Source organism: Hoylesella loescheii DSM 19665 = JCM 12249 = ATCC 15930 (assembly GCF_000378085.1).
Taxonomy (GTDB): domain Bacteria; phylum Bacteroidota; class Bacteroidia; order Bacteroidales; family Bacteroidaceae; genus Prevotella; species Prevotella loescheii.
Genome location: NZ_KB899214.1, coordinates 107,618 through 132,334, shown reverse-complemented (window position 1 = coordinate 132,334; position 24,717 = coordinate 107,618). Strand labels below are relative to the sequence as shown.

At 44.1% G+C, this 24,717-nt stretch carries 20 protein-coding genes and 1 tRNA gene; 13 read left to right on the top strand and 8 right to left on the bottom strand.

The window, feature by feature from the left end; translation table 11 throughout:
* Nucleotides 1-39: 39 nt before the first annotated feature.
* Both F453_RS0106810 and F453_RS0106805 read left to right on the top strand, forming a co-directional pair.
* Nucleotides 40-2,151 (top strand): McrB family protein, encoded by a 2,112-nt coding sequence (locus F453_RS0106810; RefSeq protein WP_018967338.1) that lies wholly within the window; start codon nucleotides 40-42, stop codon nucleotides 2,149-2,151.
* Nucleotides 2,135-3,460 (top strand): McrC family protein, encoded by a 1,326-nt coding sequence (locus tag F453_RS0106805; RefSeq protein ID WP_018967337.1) that lies wholly within the window; start codon nucleotides 2,135-2,137, stop codon nucleotides 3,458-3,460. Before F453_RS0106810 ends, F453_RS0106805 begins: the two co-directional genes overlap by 17 nt.
* Before the next feature lie 113 nt (nucleotides 3,461-3,573).
* Here the strand turns inward: F453_RS0106805 and F453_RS0106800 are convergent, their stop codons facing one another.
* A complete protein-coding gene (locus F453_RS0106800) occupies nucleotides 3,574-4,116 on the bottom strand; it encodes a beta-class carbonic anhydrase (RefSeq protein ID WP_018967336.1) in 543 nt (180 codons plus the stop codon).
* 424 nt (nucleotides 4,117-4,540) lie between these two features.
* Between F453_RS0106800 and F453_RS0106795 the strand changes: the two genes are divergently transcribed.
* The 3 genes from F453_RS0106795 to F453_RS0106785 are packed head-to-tail and all read left to right on the top strand — an operon-like array spanning nucleotide 4,541 to nucleotide 5,410.
* Nucleotides 4,541-4,834: a hypothetical protein gene (locus F453_RS0106795; RefSeq protein ID WP_009235808.1), complete on the top strand. Its 294-nt coding sequence runs from the start codon at nucleotides 4,541-4,543 to the stop codon at nucleotides 4,832-4,834.
* Between the two features lie 17 nt (nucleotides 4,835-4,851).
* Entirely contained in the window at nucleotides 4,852-5,115 is a 264-nt protein-coding gene (locus F453_RS0106790) for a GlsB/YeaQ/YmgE family stress response membrane protein (protein WP_025790036.1), read from the top strand.
* A gap of 4 nt (nucleotides 5,116-5,119) precedes the next feature.
* Nucleotides 5,120-5,410 (top strand): DUF1294 domain-containing protein, encoded by a 291-nt coding sequence (locus tag F453_RS0106785; protein ID WP_018967334.1) that lies wholly within the window; start codon nucleotides 5,120-5,122, stop codon nucleotides 5,408-5,410.
* Nucleotides 5,411-5,505: 95 nt separating this feature from the next.
* On the opposite strand, the gene F453_RS0106780 is transcribed toward F453_RS0106785, so the two are convergent.
* Nucleotides 5,506-5,580 (bottom strand) — tRNA-Arg (locus F453_RS0106780).
* Nucleotides 5,581-6,129: 549 nt separating this feature from the next.
* Here F453_RS0106780 and F453_RS0106775 point away from each other — a divergent pair.
* The 4 genes from F453_RS0106775 to F453_RS0106760 all read left to right on the top strand — a co-directional run bounded on the left by F453_RS0106775 (nucleotide 6,130) and on the right by F453_RS0106760 (nucleotide 10,187).
* Nucleotides 6,130-6,966 carry a prephenate dehydratase gene (locus F453_RS0106775; protein ID WP_018967333.1) on the top strand — a complete coding sequence of 279 codons (837 nt, stop codon included), beginning with the start codon at nucleotides 6,130-6,132 and terminating at the stop codon, nucleotides 6,964-6,966.
* Nucleotides 6,947-8,137 carry a pyridoxal phosphate-dependent aminotransferase gene (locus tag F453_RS0106770; RefSeq protein WP_018967332.1) on the top strand — a complete coding sequence of 397 codons (1,191 nt, stop codon included), beginning with the start codon at nucleotides 6,947-6,949 and terminating at the stop codon, nucleotides 8,135-8,137. Before F453_RS0106775 ends, F453_RS0106770 begins: the two co-directional genes overlap by 20 nt.
* A 198-nt stretch (nucleotides 8,138-8,335) precedes the next feature.
* Nucleotides 8,336-9,400, top strand: a complete 1,065-nt coding sequence (locus tag F453_RS0106765; protein WP_018967331.1) for a bifunctional 3-deoxy-7-phosphoheptulonate synthase/chorismate mutase type II — start codon at nucleotides 8,336-8,338, stop codon at nucleotides 9,398-9,400.
* Between the two features lie 4 nt (nucleotides 9,401-9,404).
* The gene (locus F453_RS0106760) at nucleotides 9,405-10,187 is read left to right on the top strand and encodes a prephenate dehydrogenase/arogenate dehydrogenase family protein (protein WP_018967330.1); all 783 of its coding nucleotides are present in this window, start codon (nucleotides 9,405-9,407) and stop codon (nucleotides 10,185-10,187) included.
* Nucleotides 10,188-11,486: 1,299 nt separating this feature from the next.
* Here the strand turns inward: F453_RS0106760 and F453_RS0106755 are convergent.
* From F453_RS0106755 to uxaC, 3 genes are all read right to left on the bottom strand, one after another.
* Entirely contained in the window at nucleotides 11,487-12,305 is an 819-nt protein-coding gene (locus tag F453_RS0106755) for a carboxylesterase family protein (protein ID WP_018967329.1), read from the bottom strand.
* Between the two features lie 145 nt (nucleotides 12,306-12,450).
* Nucleotides 12,451-13,176, bottom strand: a complete 726-nt coding sequence (locus F453_RS0106750) for a hypothetical protein (RefSeq protein ID WP_018967328.1) — start codon at nucleotides 13,174-13,176, stop codon at nucleotides 12,451-12,453.
* Nucleotides 13,177-13,259: 83 nt separating this feature from the next.
* A complete protein-coding gene (uxaC, locus tag F453_RS0106745) occupies nucleotides 13,260-14,657 on the bottom strand; it encodes a glucuronate isomerase (RefSeq protein WP_018967327.1) in 1,398 nt (465 codons plus the stop codon).
* 224 nt (nucleotides 14,658-14,881) lie between these two features.
* Here uxaC and F453_RS0106740 point away from each other — a divergent pair, with 224 nt between their 5' ends.
* Nucleotides 14,882-15,931: a type I asparaginase gene (locus tag F453_RS0106740; protein WP_009235820.1), complete on the top strand. Its 1,050-nt coding sequence runs from the start codon at nucleotides 14,882-14,884 to the stop codon at nucleotides 15,929-15,931.
* Nucleotides 15,932-15,968: 37 nt separating this feature from the next.
* Here F453_RS0106740 and F453_RS15845 read toward each other — a convergent pair whose 3' ends face one another.
* Both F453_RS15845 and F453_RS0106730 read right to left on the bottom strand, forming a co-directional pair.
* Entirely contained in the window at nucleotides 15,969-16,124 is a 156-nt protein-coding gene (locus F453_RS15845) for a hypothetical protein (protein ID WP_009235821.1), read from the bottom strand.
* Between the two features lie 7 nt (nucleotides 16,125-16,131).
* The gene (locus tag F453_RS0106730) at nucleotides 16,132-17,028 is read right to left on the bottom strand and encodes an RluA family pseudouridine synthase (protein ID WP_018967326.1); all 897 of its coding nucleotides are present in this window, start codon (nucleotides 17,026-17,028) and stop codon (nucleotides 16,132-16,134) included.
* Between the two features lie 542 nt (nucleotides 17,029-17,570).
* Here F453_RS0106730 and F453_RS0106725 point away from each other — a divergent pair.
* The gene (locus tag F453_RS0106725; RefSeq protein ID WP_018967325.1) at nucleotides 17,571-18,167 is read left to right on the top strand and encodes a CHAP domain-containing protein; all 597 of its coding nucleotides are present in this window, start codon (nucleotides 17,571-17,573) and stop codon (nucleotides 18,165-18,167) included.
* A 346-nt stretch (nucleotides 18,168-18,513) separates the two neighbouring features.
* A complete protein-coding gene (locus tag F453_RS0106720) occupies nucleotides 18,514-19,728 on the top strand; it encodes an L-serine ammonia-lyase (protein WP_025790038.1) in 1,215 nt (404 codons plus the stop codon).
* Nucleotides 19,729-20,299: 571 nt separating this feature from the next.
* On the opposite strand, the gene F453_RS0106715 is transcribed toward F453_RS0106720, so the two are convergent.
* Entirely contained in the window at nucleotides 20,300-23,266 is a 2,967-nt protein-coding gene (locus F453_RS0106715) for a TonB-dependent receptor (RefSeq protein ID WP_026292496.1), read from the bottom strand.
* A 348-nt stretch (nucleotides 23,267-23,614) separates the two neighbouring features.
* On the opposite strand from F453_RS0106715, the gene aroB reads away from it, so the two are divergent.
* Complete coding sequence (gene aroB, locus F453_RS0106710) at nucleotides 23,615-24,667, top strand: 3-dehydroquinate synthase (RefSeq protein ID WP_018967322.1); 1,053 nt, start codon at nucleotides 23,615-23,617, stop codon at nucleotides 24,665-24,667.
* Nucleotides 24,668-24,717 lie beyond the last annotated feature (50 nt).

Below are 24,717 nucleotides of genomic sequence, written 5' to 3'. Positions count from 1 at the left end.
TTTTATCTACTAAAACTCGATTAAGATCTAACAACAAACATGAAAAGAGATGATTTTATAGAAAACAGAATTGATGTTATAAAAAACATATATACGCTATATTCGTATGCAAAGAGCAATAATGAAGAGGAGAAAGAATGGGCTTTGAAACATTTCAAACGAGGGAGATGGTATGTGGTAGAGCCATTTGGAAACATCTTGCTTTTTGCTCCAAGCCGTTTTGTTGGTTACAAGAACAACACCATAGAGAAGCATACAAAAAACCACGGGGATGGAAGAGATACCAATCCCAAGTTTCAGGAATTGAAATTGTACAAAGGAGTAGCAGATGATTTCCTATCAGAGCAATTTGAACGTTTCATGGCGACGTTAGGAATAGAAAAAGATACCCCTAATTTCTTTATACCATATCATCTCACAATCGAGGATTTGCAACGACAACGCAAGTGTTATTTTATCTGTCCTTCTCACTGCCAGGGACAAAAAGAGGAGGCGTGGAAGAGTTTCCTGTCTAAGAACATCATGTCAATAGGCTGGAATAATACAGATTACACGGACTATAGCATGGACAGAATTAAACAGGAATATCAAAATGACTCAGCAGCGATTAGGTCTTTCATGTTGATAAAACAAATTAACGAAGGAGACATTGTGTGCTGTACTAATAACAACCATGGGTTATGGGGTATTGGAATTGCCTTATCTCAGTACAAATACGAGAAACATATCCACTATGCAGGAAGAGATGAAGAGGGGAAAGACTCTTTCTATTCACATTATATTGATGTGGCTTGGCTGTGTTTTAATAAACAGGGATGTATATCTGTTCACGATTTAGGCATTAATCCACCTGAAACACAATGGTCGCCTTACGGAACACTGAGCAAGAAAGACCAAATTCCACATTATATCCATAACTATTTACTAAAACTGAACAATAACAGGATGCGAGACGATAATAAATATAATAGGTACATAAAGCTATTGGAAGCAAATAAAAATCTTATCTTAACTGGAGCCCCCGGAACAGGAAAGACTTACTTGGCAAAAGCCATAGCTGAGGCAATGAACGCAGAATACGACTTCGTTCAATTTCATCCTTCGTACGATTATACAGACTTTGTTGAAGGATTGCGCCCTACACCACCAGACAGGAATGGCAACATTGGATTTGAAAGAAAAGATGGCGTGTTCAAAGAATTTTGCAAAAAAGCAATAAAGGGTATGAACAGTTTCGTAAAATTAAAATCGATTTCAGAAGCAATACACGCATTTAAAGACGAACTAAGAGAAAAAGGACACGTAGATATCAAAAGTTTCAGAAGTAATACGATCATTAAAACTGCGCTGAATGAGAATCAACTAATTTCTGTTCCTGATAAATCAGGATGGAGTATATCAGATAGAAGAATGTCAGGCTACATTGCAAACGGAGTTTGGCACCCTAACGACACTTATATAAAGTCAATTGGAGACTATATAAAAGATCATTATCTTAGTTACCAACCTAATGACATTCAAGACGATCCATCAAGGAAGTTCGTCTTCATCATTGATGAAATAAACCGTGGAGAAATGTCAAAGATATTTGGAGAACTTTTCTTCAGCATAGACCCAGCTTATCGGGGAGGAAAGGGAATGGTTAAAACGCAATATCAAAATATGATAAGCGATGAGGCTGATCCATTTTGTGAGTATTTCTTTGTTCCTGAAAATGTGTACATCATTGGAACAATGAACGATATAGACAGAAGTGTTGAAAGCATGGATTTCGCCATGCGCCGTCGTTTTGCATGGGAAGAAATAAAGGCTAACGATAATACAAGTATGTTAGACGAACTTAAAGAGATGAAAGATGAAGTGGTTGAAGTAATGCAACGCCTAAATGCTGCAATCTGGAATGAAGAAACCAATACAGGCATTGAGGGACTTAACTCAGCATATCATATTGGCGGAGCATATTTTAGCAAATTAAGTCTTTACCTAAACGAAGACCATTCAAACAAGAAGGCTGCCTATATGAACCTTTGGGACAACCATTTGAAAGGGGTACTTTTCGAGTATCTAAGAGGTACTGCCAATGCAATGGAAGATTTAGATATGTTGCAGCAGATATATTTTAAGGGGAACAACAATGATGACATTAACTGATAACACCTCATATTCTTCAACACCCAACAACATTGAAACATTTCTGTCATTACAAAATATCGCAAACAAGAAAATATCAGACATTCTAGACGAGAACGATAATAACCTACTTATCTACCCTTATTCATTTGACAAATGCGAGGACGGCATAGGTCAGCAATACCTCCTATCGTTACAAACTCATTGGAAAGAGAAACAATGCACAAAAGCCACCTTACAAACAGGGAACATAATAGGCTTTATTAGTGCCAACGGTCACGCTATTTCCATCCATTCACGCTTTTCACCAAAAGCAGAAGAAGACTTCTTCTTGCATTATATGCTTCAAAAGGTTTTGTGTATAAACATTGTCAACCTTTCACATGGTACAACAGACGAGCAAATATTCAACTTTCTGCTTTATCTATTCCCAAAACTTCTCAATGAAGCATTAATGCAAGGAGTATATAAAGAATACCAACAAAATGAATATAATGATGCCAATCTGCGAGGCAGAATAGACATTAACATGCATTTAAAAAAGAATGTACCTTTTAATGGGCGTGTTGCATACCGCACAAGAGAGTTTAGTCACGACAATCATGTAACACAATTGATACGTCACACTCTTGACTATATCGGCAAAAGCAAATTAGGAAAGGCGGTGTTGGAAAACAATGCTGAAACTAGAACTTGTGTTGCACAAATTATATCTGCAACGCCCCGTTACAATAAACAGGACAGGGAAAAGGTTATAAAGAAAAATTCAAAAATCGTAACCCACCCATATTACTCTCAATATGCCCCGCTTCAAAAACTTTGCTTACGCATATTGAGGCATGAGAAAGTAAAATATAGGGCACAAGACGATAATATACATGGTATCATATTTGATACATCTTACCTTTGGGAAGAGTATATTGCCACCATTCTTACACAAGAAGGCTTTAAACATCCCAACAACAAAAAAGGAATAGGCCGCATTTATCTGGCTAAAAACAAAAAAATTCCACGCTATCCAGACTTTTATAGAGAACGGGATAGTACTATTATAGATGCAAAATATAAGTGGGACACCAACCGAGATGATACCAATCAAATGGTCACCTACATGTATCGGCTACAAGGGAGACGTGGGGTCTTCGTTCATCCAAACCATACAGAAGGCAAAGAGGTTTCTTTTTTATTAGGTTATGGAGAAGAAAACAATGCCGAACTACAAATATACAATTACCCCATACCACAAACGGCAAGTGATTACAATAGGTTTACAGCAGGTATGATGTTATCGGAAACTGCACTCAAATCTCATTTCCAACCAAAGATGTAGCTATTAAGTAGGTAGGAATTTTGCGCCAAACAAAGGAACAAATATGCCTAGCAGAACCTTCTCCAACCAGGCATTGACCATTGGGAGAAGTCTCGTTTAAAGATGCAAGCCACTTAGAAAATCTCTTCTAGAGCTCCCGTTTCAGAATCAATGATAAACCCTCGAACCACAACATCTTTTGGAACTAGTGGATGGGTCTTGATCGTATCAACAGTTTTGCGCACAGAAGTATGCGTATCCTTAAAACCTTCAAGCCAAGAGTCGAGGTCTACTCCACATTTTCGGATGGTGTTTAGTGTCTCGTCCGTTATGCCACGGGCAATCATTTCTTGATGGAAGTGGTCATAGTTCATGTGGCAAGCACCGCAATGTGAGTGAGCCACCACCATGATTTCTGTTACACCTAGTTCGTAGATGGCCACAATAAGACTTCGCATGGCCGAATCAAAGGCAGAGATAACCAAGCCTCCTGCATTCTTAATAATCTTTGCATCGCCGTTTTTTAAACCCAATGCAGCAGGAAGGAGTTCGGTAAGCCTTGTGTCCATGCAAGAAAGCACAGCCAATTTCTTATCTGGATACTTATCCGTGATATACTTTTCGTAGCCTTTCTGCGCCACAAAAGTCTTGTTGTAGTTTATAATCTGATCTATCATAATCGAGGCGTTAAGTTATAAGTTGAAGTAAAACTCCTATTAATTTATATCGGTTGGAGCAAAATTCCGAGTGCTAATTTACAACTTTTTCTCTACCATATCTTAGGTAGCCATAAATAACTTCCCATCTTCAAAGCATTATTAACAATTAAAAGATAATTTCTGATAGGACAATATAATAACCACGACGTGGCGAAAGAAGTTGTTTAGAATTTAACCTAAACGGATTGTAACTGCATAGACTAAGATGAGGCGTCAATACATGAGTGACTTCAGATACACAAGTCAAGAAGATGGATTTCGGATTAATTACTGTAACTTTGCAATAACGAAAGAGTAAACCCACGTCAAAGAACACCAATCCATTTAATGACGCGGCGTTTGAAAATTAAAATATAACATCAACATAAATAAACAATAAATTATGACAAAGGTATTTGTAATGGCCACCTGTCCTGATTGTACACAGGTAAAGGCACAGTTGGCAGGTAATCCCGCTTACGAATTGATAGATATTGGTGAACACGTAAGAAACTTAAAGCAGTTCTTGGCACTCCGCGACAATAACCCTGCGTTTGCCGAGGCTAAGAAACATGGTAGCGTTGGCATTCCATGCTTCTTGCTTGAAGATGGAAGCGTACAGTTTTCATTAGACAACATTACGATAGAAGATGCTCCCGAAGGTGCTGCATGTAGCATTGACGGCAAAGGATGTTAAGTAAAATAGGGAAACTCATGTTAGAACATATAGCAGATTTTACAGCATGGCCCATACTGACAGGCCTTTTGATTGGGTACGTTGCCAATCGTATCATGAGTGGAGAAGGCAAAGGATGTTGCATGAACCTTGTCGTAGGCGTTGTGGGTAGCTACGCTGGTACGTTTATCAGCCACTTATTAAATATCGAGCTATTCGGTAAAGGCTATCTCACGAACTTCGTTTTTTGCGTACTTGGAGCAGTATCGGTATTATGGATTTGGAAGAAAATCTTCGATTAAGCCGATGAAAGGGCTTCCCTTGCATGTCGTTCTTGCTTACTTCATCACCGTCAATGTGTTGGGTTTAGTTCTGTTTGGCATAGATAAATGGAAGGCCAAACATGACAAGTGGCGTATTTCTGAGGCTACACTTTTAAGCGTAACGGTAATAGGAGGTAGTATCGGGGCGTGGGTTGGTATGAAAGTATGGCATCATAAAACGATGCAAAAGAAGTTTAAATATGGCATACCATTGGTCATGGTGCTTCAGTTTTCCTTATTACTGTTTACCTTATACTGGTTAAACAGCATATAACACAGGCGAATGCAACCCTGCATTAATGTCATATCTGTACCGAAATAAGCTTCGTTTACAACAAAAGAGGACACCCTAAAAGGTGTCCTCTCAAGTGATTCCGTTGGGGTTCGAACCCAAGACCCACAGCTTAGAAGGCTGTTGCTCTAATCCAACTGAGCTACGGAACCGGTATCACAAATACGCTACATCCGCGTTTTGCGGGGGCAAAGGTAGCAAAAAAAGGGGGGATAGCAAAATATTTCACGATAAATGTTGCTAGGTAAGTTGACGAATACACGTTAACAAGTTAACAGATCGGCAAGCTGGTGAATGGATAAAAATGTACTAGCAGACAAGTTAACGTGCTACAACGAATGCTCTAAACAGACTTCTACAAAGCCAAATAAGGCATCGAAGCCCCCAGCACACATTACCATTCAGCTACCACAGACAACAGTCCATCCACCTTAAAACCGAAGAAAAATATCTTATGACACTAAAAAAGTGATAATTCTTTTGGGAAATAAGAATAAAAGTAATACTTTTGCAGATGTAATTTCTATAAATAATACAACATGTTGAGCTTTAACGCATACTTCTTTTACTTTTACTTTACAAAGAAAATGTAAAGCGGGAAGATGCGTGCCAACAACTGACGTAAACATAACAAGAATAAAATAACACCAACATCCCGCTTCAACACCATTGAGGCGGGATGTTTTTTTATTATAAGAAGTATGAAGAGAATTGCCATTCAGGGCATCGCGGGCTCGTTCCACGACATAGCCGCTCACCAATATTTCAACACCGAGCAGGTGCAGGGCATATATTGTAACACCTTTGAAGAGGTGTTCCGCCAGATTGCCAACGACCCAACGGTGATTGGAATGGTGGCTATCGAGAATACCATTGCAGGTTCGTTGCTGCATAACTACGAACTGCTACGCGCCTCGGGCACAACCATCGTTGGCGAACACAAGCTACATATTGAGCATTCAATTTGCTGTCTGCCCGAAGACGATTGGCATTCGTTGCGCGAAGTGCACTCGCACCCCGTGGCCTTGATGCAATGTAGGGAGTTCTTAGCACAACATCCCAAGCTAAAAGCTGTGGAAGCGGAAGACACGGCAGGATCAGCCGAACTTATCGCACAAACTAAACAGCAAGGCTGGGCAGCCATCTGCAACGCCTCGGCAGCCAAATTGTATGGATTAAAGGTACTGGAAGACCACATTGAAGACAATAAGCACAACTTCACGCGCTTTCTAGTGGTGTGTCATCCGCAACGTGCGGGTAGCCTGCGGCCATGGGAACACGCCAACAAAGCTAGCTTGGTGTTCTCGCTCCCTCATGAAGAAGGCAGCCTATCAAAGGTACTCACCATCCTTTCGTTCTACAACATCAATCTCACCAAGATACAGTCGCTGCCCGTTATCGGACACGAATGGGAATATCTGTTCTACGTTGACGTTACGTTCGATAACATCACACGCTATCACCAAAGCATCGACGCCATCGTTCCGCTTACCAAAAAACTTAAGATTTTAGGAGAATATGAAGATGGGAAACAATAAAACACTTGGCATAAAGCCTGCAAAAAGACTCGGCTTGGTGCAAGAATACTATTTCAGCAAAAAGCTGGAAGAGGTGGCGCAGCTAGTGGCCAAGGGCAACGACATTATCAGTTTGGCCATCGGATCTCCGGATTTGCCCCCTTCTGCCAACACGATTGCACAGCTTTGCGAGGTGGCACAGCAGGAGAACGCACACGGATACCAACCCACAAAGGGAACGCCCGAATTGCTTAAAGCCATGTCTGCATTTTATAGTAGGTGGTACGGCGTGGACGTAGATCCGCAAAACGAGGTGTTACCACTTATCGGAAGCAAGGAGGGTATATTGCACGTTACCCTAGCTTTAGCCAATGTAGGCGACCAAGTGTTGATACCCAACCCTGGTTATCCAACCTACACTTCGCTCAGTAAACTGCTAGGGGTAGAGGTTTTAAACTATAACTTGCGTGAAGAAAACCAATGGCAGCCGGACTTCGACGAACTAGAGGACATGGATTTAAGTCGTGTTAAGCTGCTATGGACCAACTACCCGCACATGCCTACTGGTGGAAGGGCAACAAGGAAGACATACGAACGACTGGTAGATTTCGCCCGCAGGCACAACATTGTCGTGGTGAACGACAACCCCTACTCGCTTATACTGAACGACAAACCAATGTCTATACTGCAAGTAGACGGTGCCAAAGATTGCTGTATCGAGTTAAATTCGCTTAGCAAGAGCCACAACATGCCAGGATGGCGTGTGGGAATGTGCGTCAGCAACGCTACTTGGGTGCAATGGATACTTAAGGTGAAGAGCAACATAGACAGCGGAACGTTTCGTGGCATTCAACTTGCAGCTGCCGAAGCACTCATCGGAAACGATCCAATGTGGCACGCCAAATATAATAATGAGGTGTACTTGCAGCGTAGAACCATTGCCGAGAAGATCATGAAAGCGGTAGGTTGCACCTTCGACCCACAACAAACAGGCATGTTCCTCTGGGGAAAAATACCCGACGAATATACCGATGCAGAACAACTTACCGAACAATTGCTTCACCAACATGGCGTGTTCGTCACACCTGGATTTGTTTTTGGCAGCAACGGCAAGCGTTATATGCGCATTTCGTTGTGTGCAAAAAAAGAACGAATGGAAGAAGCCTTACAGAGAATTATCGGCAACAAGTAAATTGAGTTTTTAAGTTATTGGGTTTATGAGTTTATGAGTGTTTAGGTTCTGAACTTCTTCGTTTTATCGCACGAGCCATTGACGATATGCCAAAGAACCTGTAAATTCAAGACAATTTTAAAGCCCAAACAGCTCACGAACTCAATAACTCATCAACCCATCAACCCAAAATAACAACGATACAATAGGAAAAAAGATATGGAACTAGACTTATTACCCCTTAACCTACCCAGCGACAACGAACGGCCCATTGTGATGGCAGGTCCGTGTTCGGCCGAAACCGAAGAACAGGTGATGCAAGCCGCCCGCGCCTTGGCGCAAAAGGGATGTCATATTTTCAGGGCAGGTGCATGGAAACCACGCACGAAACCAGGTGGCTTTGAAGGTAACGGAGAAATGGCTCTGCCTTGGTTAAAGCGCGCTAAGGAAGAAACGGGTATGCTCATCGCTACCGAAGTGGCCACTCCCAAGCACGTTGAGTTATGCCTTAAACACGATGTCGACATCCTTTGGATTGGCGCGCGCACTTCAGCTAACCCCTTTGCCATGCAGGCTCTGGCCGACAGCTTGCGTGGAGTGGATATGCCGGTGCTGGTTAAAAACCCAGTGAACCCCGACTTGGAATTGTGGATTGGCGGTATGGAACGCATCAATCAGGCAGGCATTAAGCGGCTGGCGGCCATACATCGGGGCTTTTCGAGCTACGACAACAAGATGTATCGCAACTCGCCCATGTGGCAAATACCTCTCGAACTGCGCCGCAGAATACCCGCACTACCCATTATCTGCGACCCAAGCCACATCGGTGGAAGGCGCGAACTGGTGGCTCCGTTGTGCCAACAGGCCATGGACCTGGGCTTCGACGGACTAATTGTAGAAAGCCATTGCAACCCCGACAAGGCGTGGAGCGATGCAAAGCAGCAGGTTACACCCGATGTTCTCGATTATATTCTCTCGCTACTCATCGTACGCGACAAAGGTTTGATGCAGGAGGGGATCACCCAATTGAGGCAACAAATTGACGATTTAGACAACCAATTGATGGAACTGCTATCTAAACGTATGCGGGTTTGCAGGCAGATTGGTCAGTATAAGAAAGAACACAACATGACGGTGTTTCAAGCAAGCAGATATAATGAGATATTAGAGAAGCGTGGTGCGCAGGGTGCACTATGTGGTATGAGTCCCGAATTTGTGGCAATGGTGTTCGAAAGCGTACACGAAGAATCGGTTAGACAACAAATGGAGATTATAAACAAGTAGCAAGATGAAGATATTGATACTGGGCGCGGGTAAGATGGGAAGTTTCTTTACCGACCTACTGAGCTTCGAACACGAGGTGGCCGTTTACGACAAAGAGCCGCGCAGAATGCGATTTACATACAATTGCGCCCGTTTCTCTTCGTTGGAAGAGGTGAAACAGTTTGAACCGCAATTGCTAATCAACGCCGTAACCATGAAATATACCGTCGCTGCGTTTGAAGCCGTGATGCCCTTTCTGCCCCAACAGTGTATCATCAGCGACATTGCATCGGTTAAAACGGGACTACAAGAGTATTACGAACGCTGCAACCGCCCTTTCGTCTCTTCGCACCCGATGTTCGGTCCCACTTTTGCCAACCTCAATAAGCTAAGCGACGAAAACGCCATCATTATCAGTGAGGGCGACTATATGGGCCGTATTTTCTTTCGCGACCTATATGGTAGGTTGGGCCTGAACATTCACGAATACACGTTTGAACAGCACGACCGCACCGTGGCCTATTCTTTAAGCATCCCCTTTGTTAGCACTTTTGTGTTTGCAGCGGTGATGAAGCCACAAGATGCACCCGGAACAACCTTCAAAAGACACCTTAACATTGCACGTGGAGTATTAGGCGAAGACGATTTTTTGCTACGCGAGATACTTTTCAACCCTTATACCGCTGAACAAGTGGGCCATATTCGCGACGAGTTAAACAACCTGCTTGAGATTATCGACAGGAAAGATGCCGACGGAATGAAGGAATATCTTGCGAAGATAAGGAAGAACGTGGAAAAGGCGGTTTAAAGGTGAGAGGGTGAAAAAGTGAAAAGGCAAAAAGAAACTGACGCCATTTTATAGGCCTTTAAAGGTTAATCGCAAACAATTTGTCATCCCTATCAGGCACACCTTTTCGTCTTTCCAAACCGTTCTTCTAGTTTGTTTTAAGCTAAAATGTATGTTGCTGCACGCCTATCGATTAGCAATCACAACAAGCTTTTGGGTAAATTGCAACGTTACCACTAAGATGTAACCCTGTTCCAGATAAGTTGGAACAGGATTCCAAATCAACTGGAACAGCATTCCAGATAACATGGAACAGGTGTCCAAGACATCTTTAACACAGTGGATAATCAAATAACGCATCATAAGGGCTTAGAAGACGCATCTTCGGAACGATGAAAATGCGAACCACGGAAGGGTTAATTGGCGCGTTCGGGATAAGATACCATGCCTCTTGAACAAGACTAGACAGGTAAACGAATAAGTATCTCGCCAACTAGCGCGTTGCGGTAGTTGGCATAACGATTGTGTTTTATCCCAAACTCGCTCAAACTATCATAACCCATTAAACACCTATCGGTTACCAATATACATAAACACCATTCTATTTAGTTCCTATTGAAGCTATAAACAATTTATAATGGTCTGCTTATAAAGATACTTCCCTGTAGCAACCACAGTATGGCGGTTGGACCCAATAGGCGTATTCTTTACCTAAGCACATGGTCAAAAATGCAGGTTTCTTATCCTGAACTCTCATCTAAACGTGAATTCGTGATAAGATAAAATGCCTTTTGAGAAAGATTAGATAAAAAACGAATGACTACCTCACCAACTACCGCGTAGCGGTTGGTCTGTTGGCAGGGCAGGGTTGCTAACGAAGTAAGCTACCCTGTCTTGCAGATGGAAAACCAAAACTAGGCCGAAGGCCTTGATCTGTTTACGTTTACCGCATCTGTCGTCTAGTCGATAGACGGATATGAGGGTAAATGTTATTGACGAAGGGCATCGTTTTTATCCATTGGTTTCCCCAAAAAGATAGTTCAACCATAAAAAGACCAAGACCTTCGGCCTAGCTTTGCTCACGTACAACTTAGGCAGGGTAGATCGCCGTTGCTACCAACCCTGCCCTACCAACAGACCAACCGCTACGCGGTAGTTGAAATAACAGATTTCTCTTATCCTGAACTCGCATCAAAATGAAAAGGCAAAAGTGTACAAAGAAGATTTAAACGTGAAAGGGTGAAAAGCGTTTTGCCAATGGTAGCAACATCTTTTCACCCTTTCATCTTTTATCTCTCAGCTTTTAAAACCTCATTTTAACTAGTCGTTATCATACCACGAAGGTAATCGTTTAAGCTCTTGATAAGTTTGATTGATATCTTCGCGAGTAATTTCGAAGTGTTTGTCTATCGTTCGGGGATTGTCGCGCAACGAATGAGAAAAGAGCCAATCGTATGTTTTTTGCAGGTAGAAAAGTCTAGCAAGCAGTCCGTGCGACCCACCTTGCACCCAATCGTAACGCAAAAGCTTATCGTTGCCTTGGGCTTTAAGCTTGTTTACCACCACTTCCGAATGTTTCATTGGCACGGCTCGGTCAGCCGTTCCGTGCATGATCCACATCGGCACACGCCCTATCCCGCTGACATCATTGCGCGAACACCCACCACAAAGGGCCATGGCAGCAGCAATCTTCTCGGGATAAGCGGCAACAAAGTCCATTGTTCCGTAGCCCCCAAGACTCATGCCCAGCACATAAACACGCGTGGTGTCTACCGAATAGTTAGCCTTGGTCCATTCCAAAAGGTCGCTTATCTTCTGCGGACTCCATGCGCCACCAGGGTTTTGCGGCGCCACAACAAGTGTAGGGATAATCTTGCCACGGTCTATCGCGTCGAGAACCCCATAGCGACGAACACGCTGTAAGTTGTTGCCGCAAAGGCTTGCTCCATGCAAAAAGATAACCAATGGCAGGGGATGTCGATCCACTTCGTATTCAACAGGCGTGTAAACCCAAAAGTTATACCCTCCGGGTATTGCGTTTACCTTAGTTACAAAATTTCCTTTATCGGTTCTCTGAGCCATACCCGAAAGGCACAAGGCAAAGAAAACCGACAAGATTAACAATTTTCTCATCTTCATGTCGTTAACTGATACAATCTTTAACGCCGTGGCATATTGGCGCGTTCCATGAAAAGGCAATTAGATGGTGTTTACCCAACTTGCCCTATAGGCACGACAAAAGCCACGGCGTGCCTTAAATATCGCCAACAAACAGTTCCGTTTTCTACTTATTATATGGTACGGGCTGCATGCTGGGTAAATTGATGCGTGGATCTACAAACGCCTTCATGCGTCCATCAAGCACGCTAGGTTTTAGCAGTTTAACTAGTTTTTTGGCACTGTCTATATCCAAATAGCTTATCAGACCTACAGACGCTTCCATGTCGGGATGTGACTTAGCGAAAGCGAAAGCAGCTTTTTCTAGTTTACGATAAAGGTCTAGTCCATGCTTGCTATACTGCATCTCGGCCTCTGCGGTTAATTTATTAGCCTGTAATATGCTGTCAAAAGACGCAGCAAAGGCCCTCATCTCTAAGTTAATGGGCTGAATGGCTTGCTCCACTTCATTAAAGTCGCGGTAAAAGGCACTGCCATCAAAACGCCATCCTTTATTAATGTCGCCCTCCAAAACCATCTCTTCGCCTGGCACGGCCAAAGTGTAGAAGCCTACATAGCGGTTCTCTCGATCGCTTGCGCCATCTACCACCTCCATAGAGCATACGCTATCGAGCGACATTGTGAAGTCGAATTCACCATTGTTGGTGTTTACCGTTGTGTCACGAAACACCGCTTCACCCTTCTCTATAGCTGTGATTGAAAAGAGAATCGAATCTTTCACACCCGTTAGTTTTCCTCTTATACGCAAACTTTTGGCATCGGGTTGATTACATTGTGCGAAAAGCAATGCCGCGAAAAACAGCAAAGCCATTTGTTTAAATGTTCTGTTCATGTTGTCAGTTTTTAAAAATTAAGAATTATAAATGTATTTGTCAGTAATATATATCCTATAAGTTCATGTGCTCACTCATCTATCTAGAACCCAAAATAACGATGGGCATTGTTATAGCAAACGTCTTGCACCAGCGCACCTACCGCCTCCATGTCGGTGGGGAGAAGCCCCTTTGCAACATCGTTACCCAAAAGGTTGCACAATAAACGCCTGAAATACTCGTGCCTTACAAGCGAGAGCAGCGAGCGAGAGCCTGTAGACACACCTATCGAACGTCCCAAAAGGCCAAAGCGCGATAGGGCATCTATCTGTTCGCCAACACATCCGGGTTGGGCATTAGACCACCATCCCATACCGAACTGCAATTTACCGGGGATGCCCGCCTCTTGGAAATTACCTGTCATAGAGCAAAGCATGTCGTTGTCGGCAGGGTTCAAGCAGGTCAAGATGGTGCGTGCCAACTTGCCGCGAGTATGCAAATCGTCGAGAAAATGACTCATTGCGTGCGCCGTATAGGGTTCGCCAATCGAGTCGGCACCAATACCCTGCCCCACACTTTCGTATAAAAGGGAATTATTGTCTAGCAAAATTCCATAATGATATTGTTGCGTCCAGTTGGCGGCGTGGTTCATTTCGGCTGTGAGTTTCAAAAAACAGTGTTTGTATTGGCGCACCTCTGAACGCGAAAGGTCTTGTCCACGCATGGCCTTCTCAAAGATAATCTCTATCTGCGAGTCGGTATATTGCTCATCGTAAAACTCTTCTAGCTGGTGATCAGCTATGCGACAGCCATTCTGCGCAAAGAAGTCGTGTCGGCTTTGCAGGGCATCAACAAGGCCATTGAAGGTAGAAATGTCTATATTGGCCACCTCGCCCAACTGCGTTACATAGTTACGAAACTCCTTTTTCTCAATGTTCATGGCCTTGTCGGGACGCCAAGTGGGCAACATCCGTATGTCGCTCCCCTCGCCTTTCAACTTTCGATGATGTTCAAGACTGTCGATAGGATCGTCGATGGTGCAAATGCACGCTATGCGAAAACGGCGTAACAGCGATTGCGCGCTAAGTTCCCCACCCTGTAACTGTGCGTTGCACGCATCGAAAATACGACGGGCCGAGTGTGGATTTAACGCTTCGTCAATGCCGAAAACCGTCTTCAAAGCCAAATGCGACCACAAGTAAAGTGGACTGCGCATAAGATAAGGCATGGTTTGCGCCCACTTCTCAAATCGCAGCCAATCATCGGTTTCCGTCCCTGTACAATACGTCTCTTCCACGCCATTCGCCCTCATGGCTCGCCATAGATATGGGTTGTTCTCCATCCAGATGCTGGTAATGGAGTCGAAGATGCGATCTTCGGCCACATCACGTGGGGAAATGTGGCTGTGATAATCTATTACAGCCATCCGTTGTGCATGTTCTCGATAGAGTTCTTGGGCAAAATGAGTCTCAAGAAGAAAATTTTCGCCTATATTTAACATTATAGATAAGTTTCTTTGTTTTGTTGTTTTATCGCAAAACCGACAGGCACAATCCACCTTTTAACTACACTTTGTAGGCTATGGCACTGCAATGGATAACACAATGCCTAAAACAAGGTGTTCGAAGGCCTTTGTTTACGCAACGCAAATATACATTTATTTTTTGATTAACGGAAGATTTGACGTATATTTGCAGCAAAAATTAAGTTTAAAAAATTGTCGTTATGGCAACTTTCACATATAAAAGAACAAACAAAGTATTGCTTATCTATACAGGCGGAACCATCGGAATGGGCAAAAATCCTGCTACGGGAGCCCTCGAACCACTTGACTTTAATTGTCTAGTAGACAATCTGCCTGAATTTAAATACCTTAAAACGGGTATCGAGGTGTATCAGTTTGCATCGCCCATCGATTCTAGCGACATGGCTCCACGGCTGTGGGCACACCTTGTAGGCATTATTGCCGATAACTACGATAGTTATGATGGCTTTGTTATTTTACACGGAACGGATACCATGGCCTATACGGCATCGGCCCTTTCGTTTATGTTGGAGAATCTTACCAAGCCCGTTGTGCTAACCGGAAGCCAATTGCCCATCGGCCAATTGCGCACCGACGGCAAGGAAAACCTTGTTACAAGCATCGACTTGGCTGCCTCTCACCACGAAGACGGAACACCGATGGTACCTGAAGTATGTATCTATTTCAGTGGAAAACTGCTTCGCGGAAACAGGTCGACCAAGCAAAACGCCGAAGGGTTTAATGCCTTCGAGTCGTTTAACTACCCTTCGCTTTGCGACGCAGGCATCAACTTTAATTTTCATCACCATGAAATTTTGAAGCCAAATTACGAGCAACCAATGGTTCCGCATACCGCCCTCGACTCGAATATCACGCTGTTATCTATCTTCCCCGGCATACAAGAAAACATCATTCGCCACCTGATAGAGGCACCCGAACTTCGCAGTATCGTTATGAGAAGTTATGGTAGCGGCAACGCTCCGCAACATCCATGGTTGATGAAGCTGCTAAAAGAGGCCTCTAATCGTGGCGTGGTGGTGGTGAACATTAGCCAATGCATTGCCGGAAGCGTAGAAATGGAGCGCTACGACACGGGCTTTCAGCTTAAAAATGCTGGTGTGGTGAGCGGTTACGACAGCACTGTGGAAGCAGCTTTAGCCAAACTGATGTTTTTACAAGGCATGTATCGCGATAATGGAACAGTAAGAAAACTGATGCATAAAAACATCGCTGGTGAAATATCAGTATAGCTTCGAAAGGACGCTATACGAGAAAGGCTGTTGCCAATTACGCACTAAAATAGGTGAAATACAGGTAAGCCAAGATGGCTAACAGCACCGATACGACTACAAACCGTATGAGGCAACCCGTAACTTTCTTTATTACCACCACTCCAATGATGATGGCCACAAGCACCAATATAAAATAAGATAAGCTCGACATAAATTTATTAGAATAATTGTTTAAAGGTTTGGGGTATGGGCGTGAAGAATTCCATTCGTTCGCGCGTTATAGGATGGTAGAAGCACAACATGTAAGCGTGAAGGCATAAACGGTCGAGCGGATTGTCGCCATTGCCATATTTCAGGTCGCCACACACTGGATGGCCGATGTCGGCCGTGTGCACGCGTATCTGGTTCTTACGCCCCGTTTCCAATTTATACTCAACCAGCGAATGCGTTGTGGTGCGGTTGAGCACATGAAAATGCGTAACGGCATACTTTCCACCATTATCTACGGGCGACGAGTAAGTGATGTACGAGTTATTGTCTTTCAGCCAACTGCTGATTGTTCCGCCTTCATCTACGATTTCGCCCGATACCACGGCGACATACCTACGATCGTACACAATGTCATGCCAATTATGTTCAAGTATTTGCTCGGTTTCAATGTCTTTGGCGTAAACCATCAAACCACTTGTTTCGCGGTCTAACCGATGAACTACATGAGCACGACACTTTTGCCCACTCTTTTCAAAGTAGGTGTCGAGTATGGCTTTAACATTCAACGACGAGTGCCCAGCAGCCATAGACAACACGCCCGCACTCTTGTCTACAACAATGAGGTAGCGGTCTTCATACACAATCTTTATATAACGGCTCTTAAATGGGGCCGCTTTCTTTGCTCGGCTTACCGTCACCTTCATGCCTGGCTGTAGGCGGTAATCGAACTGCGTAACGCATTTGCCGTCTACAAACACGCCATGACCACGCAGAATGTCTTTCAGTTTGTTTCTGCTCTTGCCTTTGACATTGTGCAGTAGCCAATCTAGCAGCATGGTTTCTTCGGCCACCACATAGCGGTCGTAGTCCTGCCCATTGTTTTTATTGTTCATGTTTTGCGCCATATATGTATCTGAATGTGCAAAGTTACTAAAAAAGGAGCATACCTTTACCAAAACTAATCCCTGATTGGCAAACCAACCGAACAAAATGAAGACTTTTAATATTACAAAAAGTGGTATTAAGGAAAATGTTACTTTAAGCTATAAACATCTTCTCATCTAGTTACAAAGAGGGATATAATACTTTCGGTAAGGCAACTAAAAGATGAAGCAGCAATACAAAGTTTAGCAGACAAGCAAAATGCAAATGCTTTCTTTGGCTAGGCAGCACCTTTTTATTAACTTTGCAATGATTACGAGAATTGTTTGAAACAACAGCAAATCAAGGACGCTTGGGGAACTTAAGAAATGACCATTTATTTCCAATTTTGCGATTTCCGCATCATAAAGAACTTAAAATAAAAGTAATATAGAATGTCTCTTTTAGGGCTAAATGATATTTTAAAATTACATAAAAACAAAACTGCCAGTTTATACTCCTTTCTTAATATGAGAGATGGCATTCTAACATAGACAAGAATGGAGTTTTATCCTCCTGATGAATTATGGCTAAAAAGATAATATTTTACATCCTGCTGGGAATTATTCTGTTGGGATTTGCAAGCTATTGGGCCATTACCCATACCAATTTAAATCCGACATTGGAAAGAGGTCTACCAATTGACAGCCTTGATGGCGTTTATGTCTACTATAATGGAGGCCCTAACCAATCGTCTGGACGGAATGTCATTGATGGTTATAATGTGGGAATTCGTTACCAATGTGTGGAATTCGTGAAACGATATTACTACTTGCATTATCATCATCGTATGCCCGACACCTATGGACACGCTAAAGACTATTTTGACAAAAAGATATCCAATGGGGCATTAAATACTGCTCGTGGGCTTTTTCAGTATCAAAATGGAACTAAAGTTAAGCCGCAGAAAGGCGACTTGATAGTGTTTGCCTCCTACATACTCAATCCCTATGGGCATGTTGCTATCATTTCTAAGGTTACTGATAAGGATATTGAGATTATTCAGCAAAATGCTGGACCATGGGGAAAAAGTAGGGTTCTTATAGAGCTGCAAAGAACTGGCAAGAACTGGCAGATAAAAAACAACAGGGTTCTTGGGTGGCTAAGAAAAGAGAAAAGATAATATGGCACAGTATACGGAAATGTCCTTCAAGTGGAGACAATCTACATTGAACGGCTGGCGTGTCACTCAAAATGTCAGTGAACCACAACTAAACCACCGTATATAATGGCACAGCGGTCTGCCAGTTAAGTAAAAAGCAAGTGCTTTCTTTGGTCAGACAGCACCTTTTTGTTAACTTTGCATAGATAACAAGAAGCGTTTTAAACAATAGCAAATCAAGGAAGTTCGGAGAATTTGAGTAATACCAACCATTACTCTTTTCCTCATTCCAATTTTATAAACACATATAAGTAAAGAGTCATAAAGAACCAACTCTTTTACCCCCACAAAAACATTATCGATAGAAATGAGATCGTTAAAAGAATTGTTTAGGATAGGCAAAGGCCCATCGAGCAGTCATACGATGGGGCCACAAAAGGCTTCACAGATATTTAAAGAACGTAACCCACAAGCATCTCGCTTCGAAGTGACACTCTATGGCAGCTTAGCTGCAACAGGAAAAGGACACATGACCGACGCCATAATCGTGGAAACGCTTGAACCCACTGCACCCGTTGACATTGTTTGGCAACCTTCGGTGTTCTTGCCGTTTCATCCTAACGGTATGAAATTCGTTGCAAAAGACGCCAGTGGTAACGCTGTGGACGAATGGACGGTGTATAGCATTGGCGGAGGAGCACTCTCTGAGGGCAAGAAAGGCGCCGATATGTTCGACACGAAGGAAATATATGATATGAATTCGCTAACGGACATTATGCGATGGTGCGAGAAAAGCGGCAGAAGCTATTGGGAATACGTGGAACAATGCGAAACGAAAGACATCTGGAATTACCTTCACGAGGTATGGACCGTTATGCAAGCAGCCGTTGAACGCGGACTTAACAGCGAGGGCGTATTGCCCGGCCCGCTAGGATTACCTCGCAAAGCGGCTACCTACTACGTAAAGGCGAGCGGATATAAGCAAACATTACAAACACGCGGACTGGTTTATGCATACGCCTTGGCTGTGAGCGAAGAAAATGCTTCGGGCGGAACCATCGTTACCGCACCCACTTGTGGTGCTAGTGGCGTTTTGCCTGCGGTGCTTTACCATTTGGCAAAGGGCCACAATTTCTCCGAAACACGCATCCTGCACGCTTTGGCCACAGCAGGCCTTTTTGGCAACATCGTTAAGAAAAACGCCTCTATCTCGGGTGCCGACGTTGGTTGCCAAGGCGAGGTTGGCGTGGCTTGTGCTATGGCTTCGGCTGCCGCATGCCAACTGTTTGGTGGCAGTCCGGCTCAAATTGAGTATGCCGCAGAGATGGGATTGGAACACCATTTGGGCATGACTTGCGACCCCGTGTGCGGCTTGGTGCAAATACCATGTATAGAACGAAATGCATTTGCAGCCACTCGCGCATTGGATTCGAACCTCTACTCGGCATTTTCGGATGGCAGGCACCGTGTTTCGTTCGACCGTGTGGTTGAAGTTATGAAGCAAACGGGACACGATATTCCTTCGCTTTACAAGGAAACGAGCGAAGGCGGACTGGCCAAAGACTTCATGATGGGAAGCTAATGAAATGTGTTGAATTAAGCCCTTACAACACGATTTACTTGACATCGAATCAGTACAACTCGCTTGTAGTGTGACTACAAACAAGTTGTAGTGCCACTACCGATCAATTGTAGCGTGACTACAAAAGGCTTGTAGTGGCCGTACAAAAGCATTTGTACTGACCCTACAAAGGCATTTGTACTGGCCGATAAAAGGTAAAATGGAATTCTTGAACCATCTAGCGAGGTGGCCCTTTGTCATCATGAGCAACACAATAAGAGGGTAATTATCGTGTTACTTCGTAGTTAAAAAGATGCTTGTTTCGGCACAACTAAAACACAAAAACGCCTGTCGCGCCAATTTCCGCTTAGCGGTTGTTGGCGCGACAGGCGTTTTATATAAGGTTGTTGAACGTAAAACAACGATAACACCTTTATTGTTTTTAGGCGAACCTGGGGTAAAATACTACCCTGTATAGACAGAACAGCAAGGCATGCCATTCACCTCTCCCCTATTGGAGAGCTGTCGATGGTGAAGCAATTGTTGGACAATCGGCCTTTATCCCTTTGATAGGCGTGAGCAAAGACGTTACTTAAAAGCCACCGCCCATTGGTCTGATGCCACCCATTGGACGTCGTCCACCAGGCATCCCACCAGGAGGAGGAGCACCAGGGCCTTCTTCATCAGGCCTATTTTTGCGCATCTGCTGACGGGCATCTTTACCACCAAAGAGATTAAAGCGATAAACCACGTGCAACATGGCATAGCTGTTGATGCTATTATACTCGGTGTCGGTGCGCTGATAGGCGTTGATAGAACGCGAGAAGTTGCTTTGCTGGCGCAGCAAGTCGTAGAACTGGACGCTCACACTAAGAGGACTGCCTTTAAGGAAGCTTTGAGAAAGCTGGGCATTCCACACCAGTTCGTTGGTGTTAAGCGCGCGGTCGGCATATCCGCGACGACTGTTTTGGTGCAAGTCGGTGGAGAGTTGCATACCCCAAGGAAGGGTGAAATTGAGTGTAGCACCGTATGCAAATTGCCAAGTGTTGAGGTTATTTTGCAGTTGTAGCTCATTTTTGGAATGGGCGTAAGTAAAAGAGCCATCGAGTTCTAACTCTAACCAACTGTTGCGATAGCTGGTGGCCAACCGCTCTGAGAGGCTAAACGAACGGGTAACGTTGCGTTGCGAACCAGACGTGGAATTGAGACTGACGTAGCCCACGTAATTGTTGTAACCTAGGTTGCTGAACGTGTTGACGTTAAAAACACCCGCCGAGTCGATAGCCGTGTTGAACATTAGCCCCGCATTGACATTCCAGTTACCATTAATATTGTCGGGTTGCGTGGTTCGCCCACCTGTGGTCTCATCGTAGGTTACGCGGTTGCTCACGGCGTTTCGCGTATTGCTATAATCGAGGAACGACATGAGGGTTTGCTGGCGACGCTCCTTATAGGTATTATAAAAGAAGCGAAGCGAATTGGTGAACGAGGGTTTAAGGCCTGGATTTCCTCGATGCACGTTCAAGGGGTCGCTATCGTCAACGATGTCTAGCAGGTCGGCCATTGCCGGCTGCGAAGTTGTGCCACGATAATTGATACGCAATTGGCTAACGTCGCTAAACTTATAGCGAAGTTCGAGTGTGGGCGAAACGTTGAAAACATGGCGCATGCTGTCGGCATATTGCCCCAAATAGGTTTGGGTAAAGTGCGACGATTGGGGCTGAACCATAAAACCTGCATTGAACTTATAGTTCTTACCGACAAAACGCAACATCATTTCGAGTTCGTGGGTATGGTTGGTGTAGACCGAAGAACGGCTTAACCGCTGGTCTAAATAATTCTCGTAGGGGTTGGCAAGTAAAGAAAGATAGCTGTTCCAACCACGATAAAGCGGTGAGAGTGACGAGAAAAAGTCTTCACCAAGATTGCTGAAGTCGAACGTTGAGCGGTTGCTCGTGGTGCGACTGTAACCATACTTATACCTGAATTGCAAGAACGTACCTCGCCAAAGAGGTTCGCTGTATGTGGCTTGCAGGCTATAACTCCACGCGGTTGTTGGCGTGAGGTTGTAGCGGTTGGTTTGATATGCAGAGTCTAAGCCCGTCGCATTCTTCACTTGAAAAAGGTGCACGTTCGACAGTGACAACGATTTGGTATCGGTGTCGGTATAATCTACGTCGGCACGAAGGGTTACATTTCGTCCGTTGGCATTTAATCGGCGGTTTAATTGCAACATTCCACCCGCCTGCTTGTTTCGTGTGTAGCTGATGCTGTTTTGCGAACGCGTGTTTACCATCAGACTATCGGCTGCCAATTGGGCAAAAGCCGACGACGAGAGAGGGTCGGACACATAGTTGTAGGGGTTGTCGTTGTAGGTGGCCGACATGCTAGACGACGTGCCATCGCTTGTGGAATAGCTGAACGAAGGGCGAAACATTATGTTGGTTAGCGTGTCGGGTTGCCACTCTAAGCGTCCACGGGCATTCCATTGGTTGCCACGCGAGTAGCTCTGGTTAAGGCTATTGGAAAACGACCCCGCAGTACTTACAAAGTTCTCGGAAGCCACACGACTCTGCACATCACCATCTGAATGGTTCCAACGTAAACTCCAATCTATCGTTAGCTTATTTTTTTTCTCGTAATTAAAGTTTGTACCAAGCATTTTGGAGGCGTTAAGTCCATCGCGATTACGACCAAAGTTACCCCTTCCTCCACCACCTGGGAACCCCATATCATTGGTATTGTTGGCATTAGCAAAGAGCATTGCCCGATATTCGTCCTTGAAATACGCGCCCATAAGCCGATTGGCATAACGCGACTCGGTGCCAAGGGCGAGATCGGCATTGGAGAAAACGCCCTTGTTCATGCCTTTCTTAATGCCGAAGTCGAGCACGGTTTGCTCGTCGCCATCATCTATGCCAGAAACGCGCGCTAAGTCGCTGCGCTGATCGTACGACTTTATCTTGTCGACAATAGAAGTAGGCAAGTTCTTTAAGGCAGTCTTGGTATCGCCCGTCATAAACTCTTTGCCATCTACCAATATTTTTTTCACCTCTTTGCCGTTGATGGTTATCTTGCCATCGTCGCTAACTTGTGCACCTGGTAGGCGTTTAACAAGTTCTTCTATGGTAGACCCTTCGGGGGTGCGGAAGGCTGCAGAGTTATAGACAAAGGTATCTTCGCGCACCGTGACCTTTACAGCCTGTCCCGTAACAGTGGTTCCTTTAAGCATGATGGCATCGGCGTTCATCACAATTTTGCCCAAAGCCAAGTCCTTACCATCGGATATGAGCAGTTTCTGAAAATGGGTGAGATAGCCAACACTTGATATTTTAAGCAAATAATTGCCATCTTCGGGGGCAGTTAACGTAAACTCGCCTTTCTCGTTAGATATTGCTCCAACAACAAAAGTGCTGTCGGATTTTAATAGTTGAACCGTTGTTTGGGTAACGGCTTCATGTGTGTCGCGGTCGGTAAGCATACCGCTGATCTTACGTTCTTGTGCCTTTGTCACCGCTGCAACAAAGAAAAACAACATCAATAAACAATACTTATTCATAAACTAAATCTATTTTAAAGGCGCGATGAGTGGGTACGCCGTTAGTTCTTATTATAAGCAGACAAGTTGGCAAGTAAACTAGTTGACTAGTTAACAAGTTTCCTAAGCTTTCTAGTTATTCTTGTTTCCTAGGTTTCTTGTTTATCCTAGGCTTTCGAATTTTCCTAGCTCACCAGCTACTGTGCATATTAAACGTGACAAAGACCACGCTTTTGAGTGCCTACTTTACGATATGTGACGAGAAAAAATAAAAAGGGTTTAACCACATGAACAAAATTTATATGGTGAAATTTTGCGCGCTTGACTGTTTGTCTTAACTTTGCGTGAAGAATAAACCCTAACATTGACATGATGCAAGAAGTTCTTATTTCTGACTGCTTGGAGAAAGATTTGGCGCACGCCATTGCCATTTGTGCGCCCGATAGGCTGTTTGTGCTAACAGACGAGACAACTAAGGCGCATTGTTGGCCTAAGATACAACAATTTGATTGTATGAAAGGGGCTGTCGTTATAAGCATCCCTTCGACCGACACGCATAAGAACATCGCTACGCTTTCAAGAGTATGGGAGATGCTGGGAACCAATGGAGGTACGCGACGTTCGTGCCTTATCAACCTTGGAGGAGGAATGGTGACCGACTTGGGGGGATTTGCTGCAGCCACTTTCAAACGGGGTATCAACTTCATTAACATCCCTACAACACTGCTGGCAATGGTGGATGCTGCTGTAGGGGGTAAGACTGGCGTGAACTTTAATGGACTGAAGAATGAGATTGGCGTGTTTTGCGATGCCCGATTTGTTATACTTAATACAGTGTTTCTCAATACGCTAGATGACATGAATACACGTTCGGGCTATGCAGAAATGCTGAAACATGGATTGATAAGCAATGAGGAGATGTGGGGGGAGTTGCTGAATTTCGACCTCGAAGAGCCCGACTGGGGAAGACTACAACAAATGGTGGCCCAATCGGTTGAGGTGAAGGAGGAGGTCGTGGCGAAAGATCCACATGAACAGGGATTGAGAAAGGCTTTAAACCTAGGGCATACTGTGGGGCATGCATTTGAGTCGATGGCCTTACATAAGGGTCAACCCATATTGCATGGCTATGCGGTGGCTTTCGGTTTGGTATGTGAACTGTATCTATCGACATTTAAGGCAAACTTCCCCACTTATAAGATGCGACAAACGGTGCAGTTTATCCGCAACTATTATGGTATATTCGCCCTATCGTGCAACGATTATGACAGCCTTATAGAGCTGATGCAACACGACAAGAAAAATACTTCGACGAACATAAACTTCACTTTCCTGGAAGACATAGGCAAACCTATTATCAACCAAACGGCTACAAAGGACGAGATAAAAGAGGCGCTCGACTTTTTTAGGGAGACGATGTAATGGAGAGGGGAACGGATGCAAGGTTTACTGTTTCACCATGAAGCTATGTG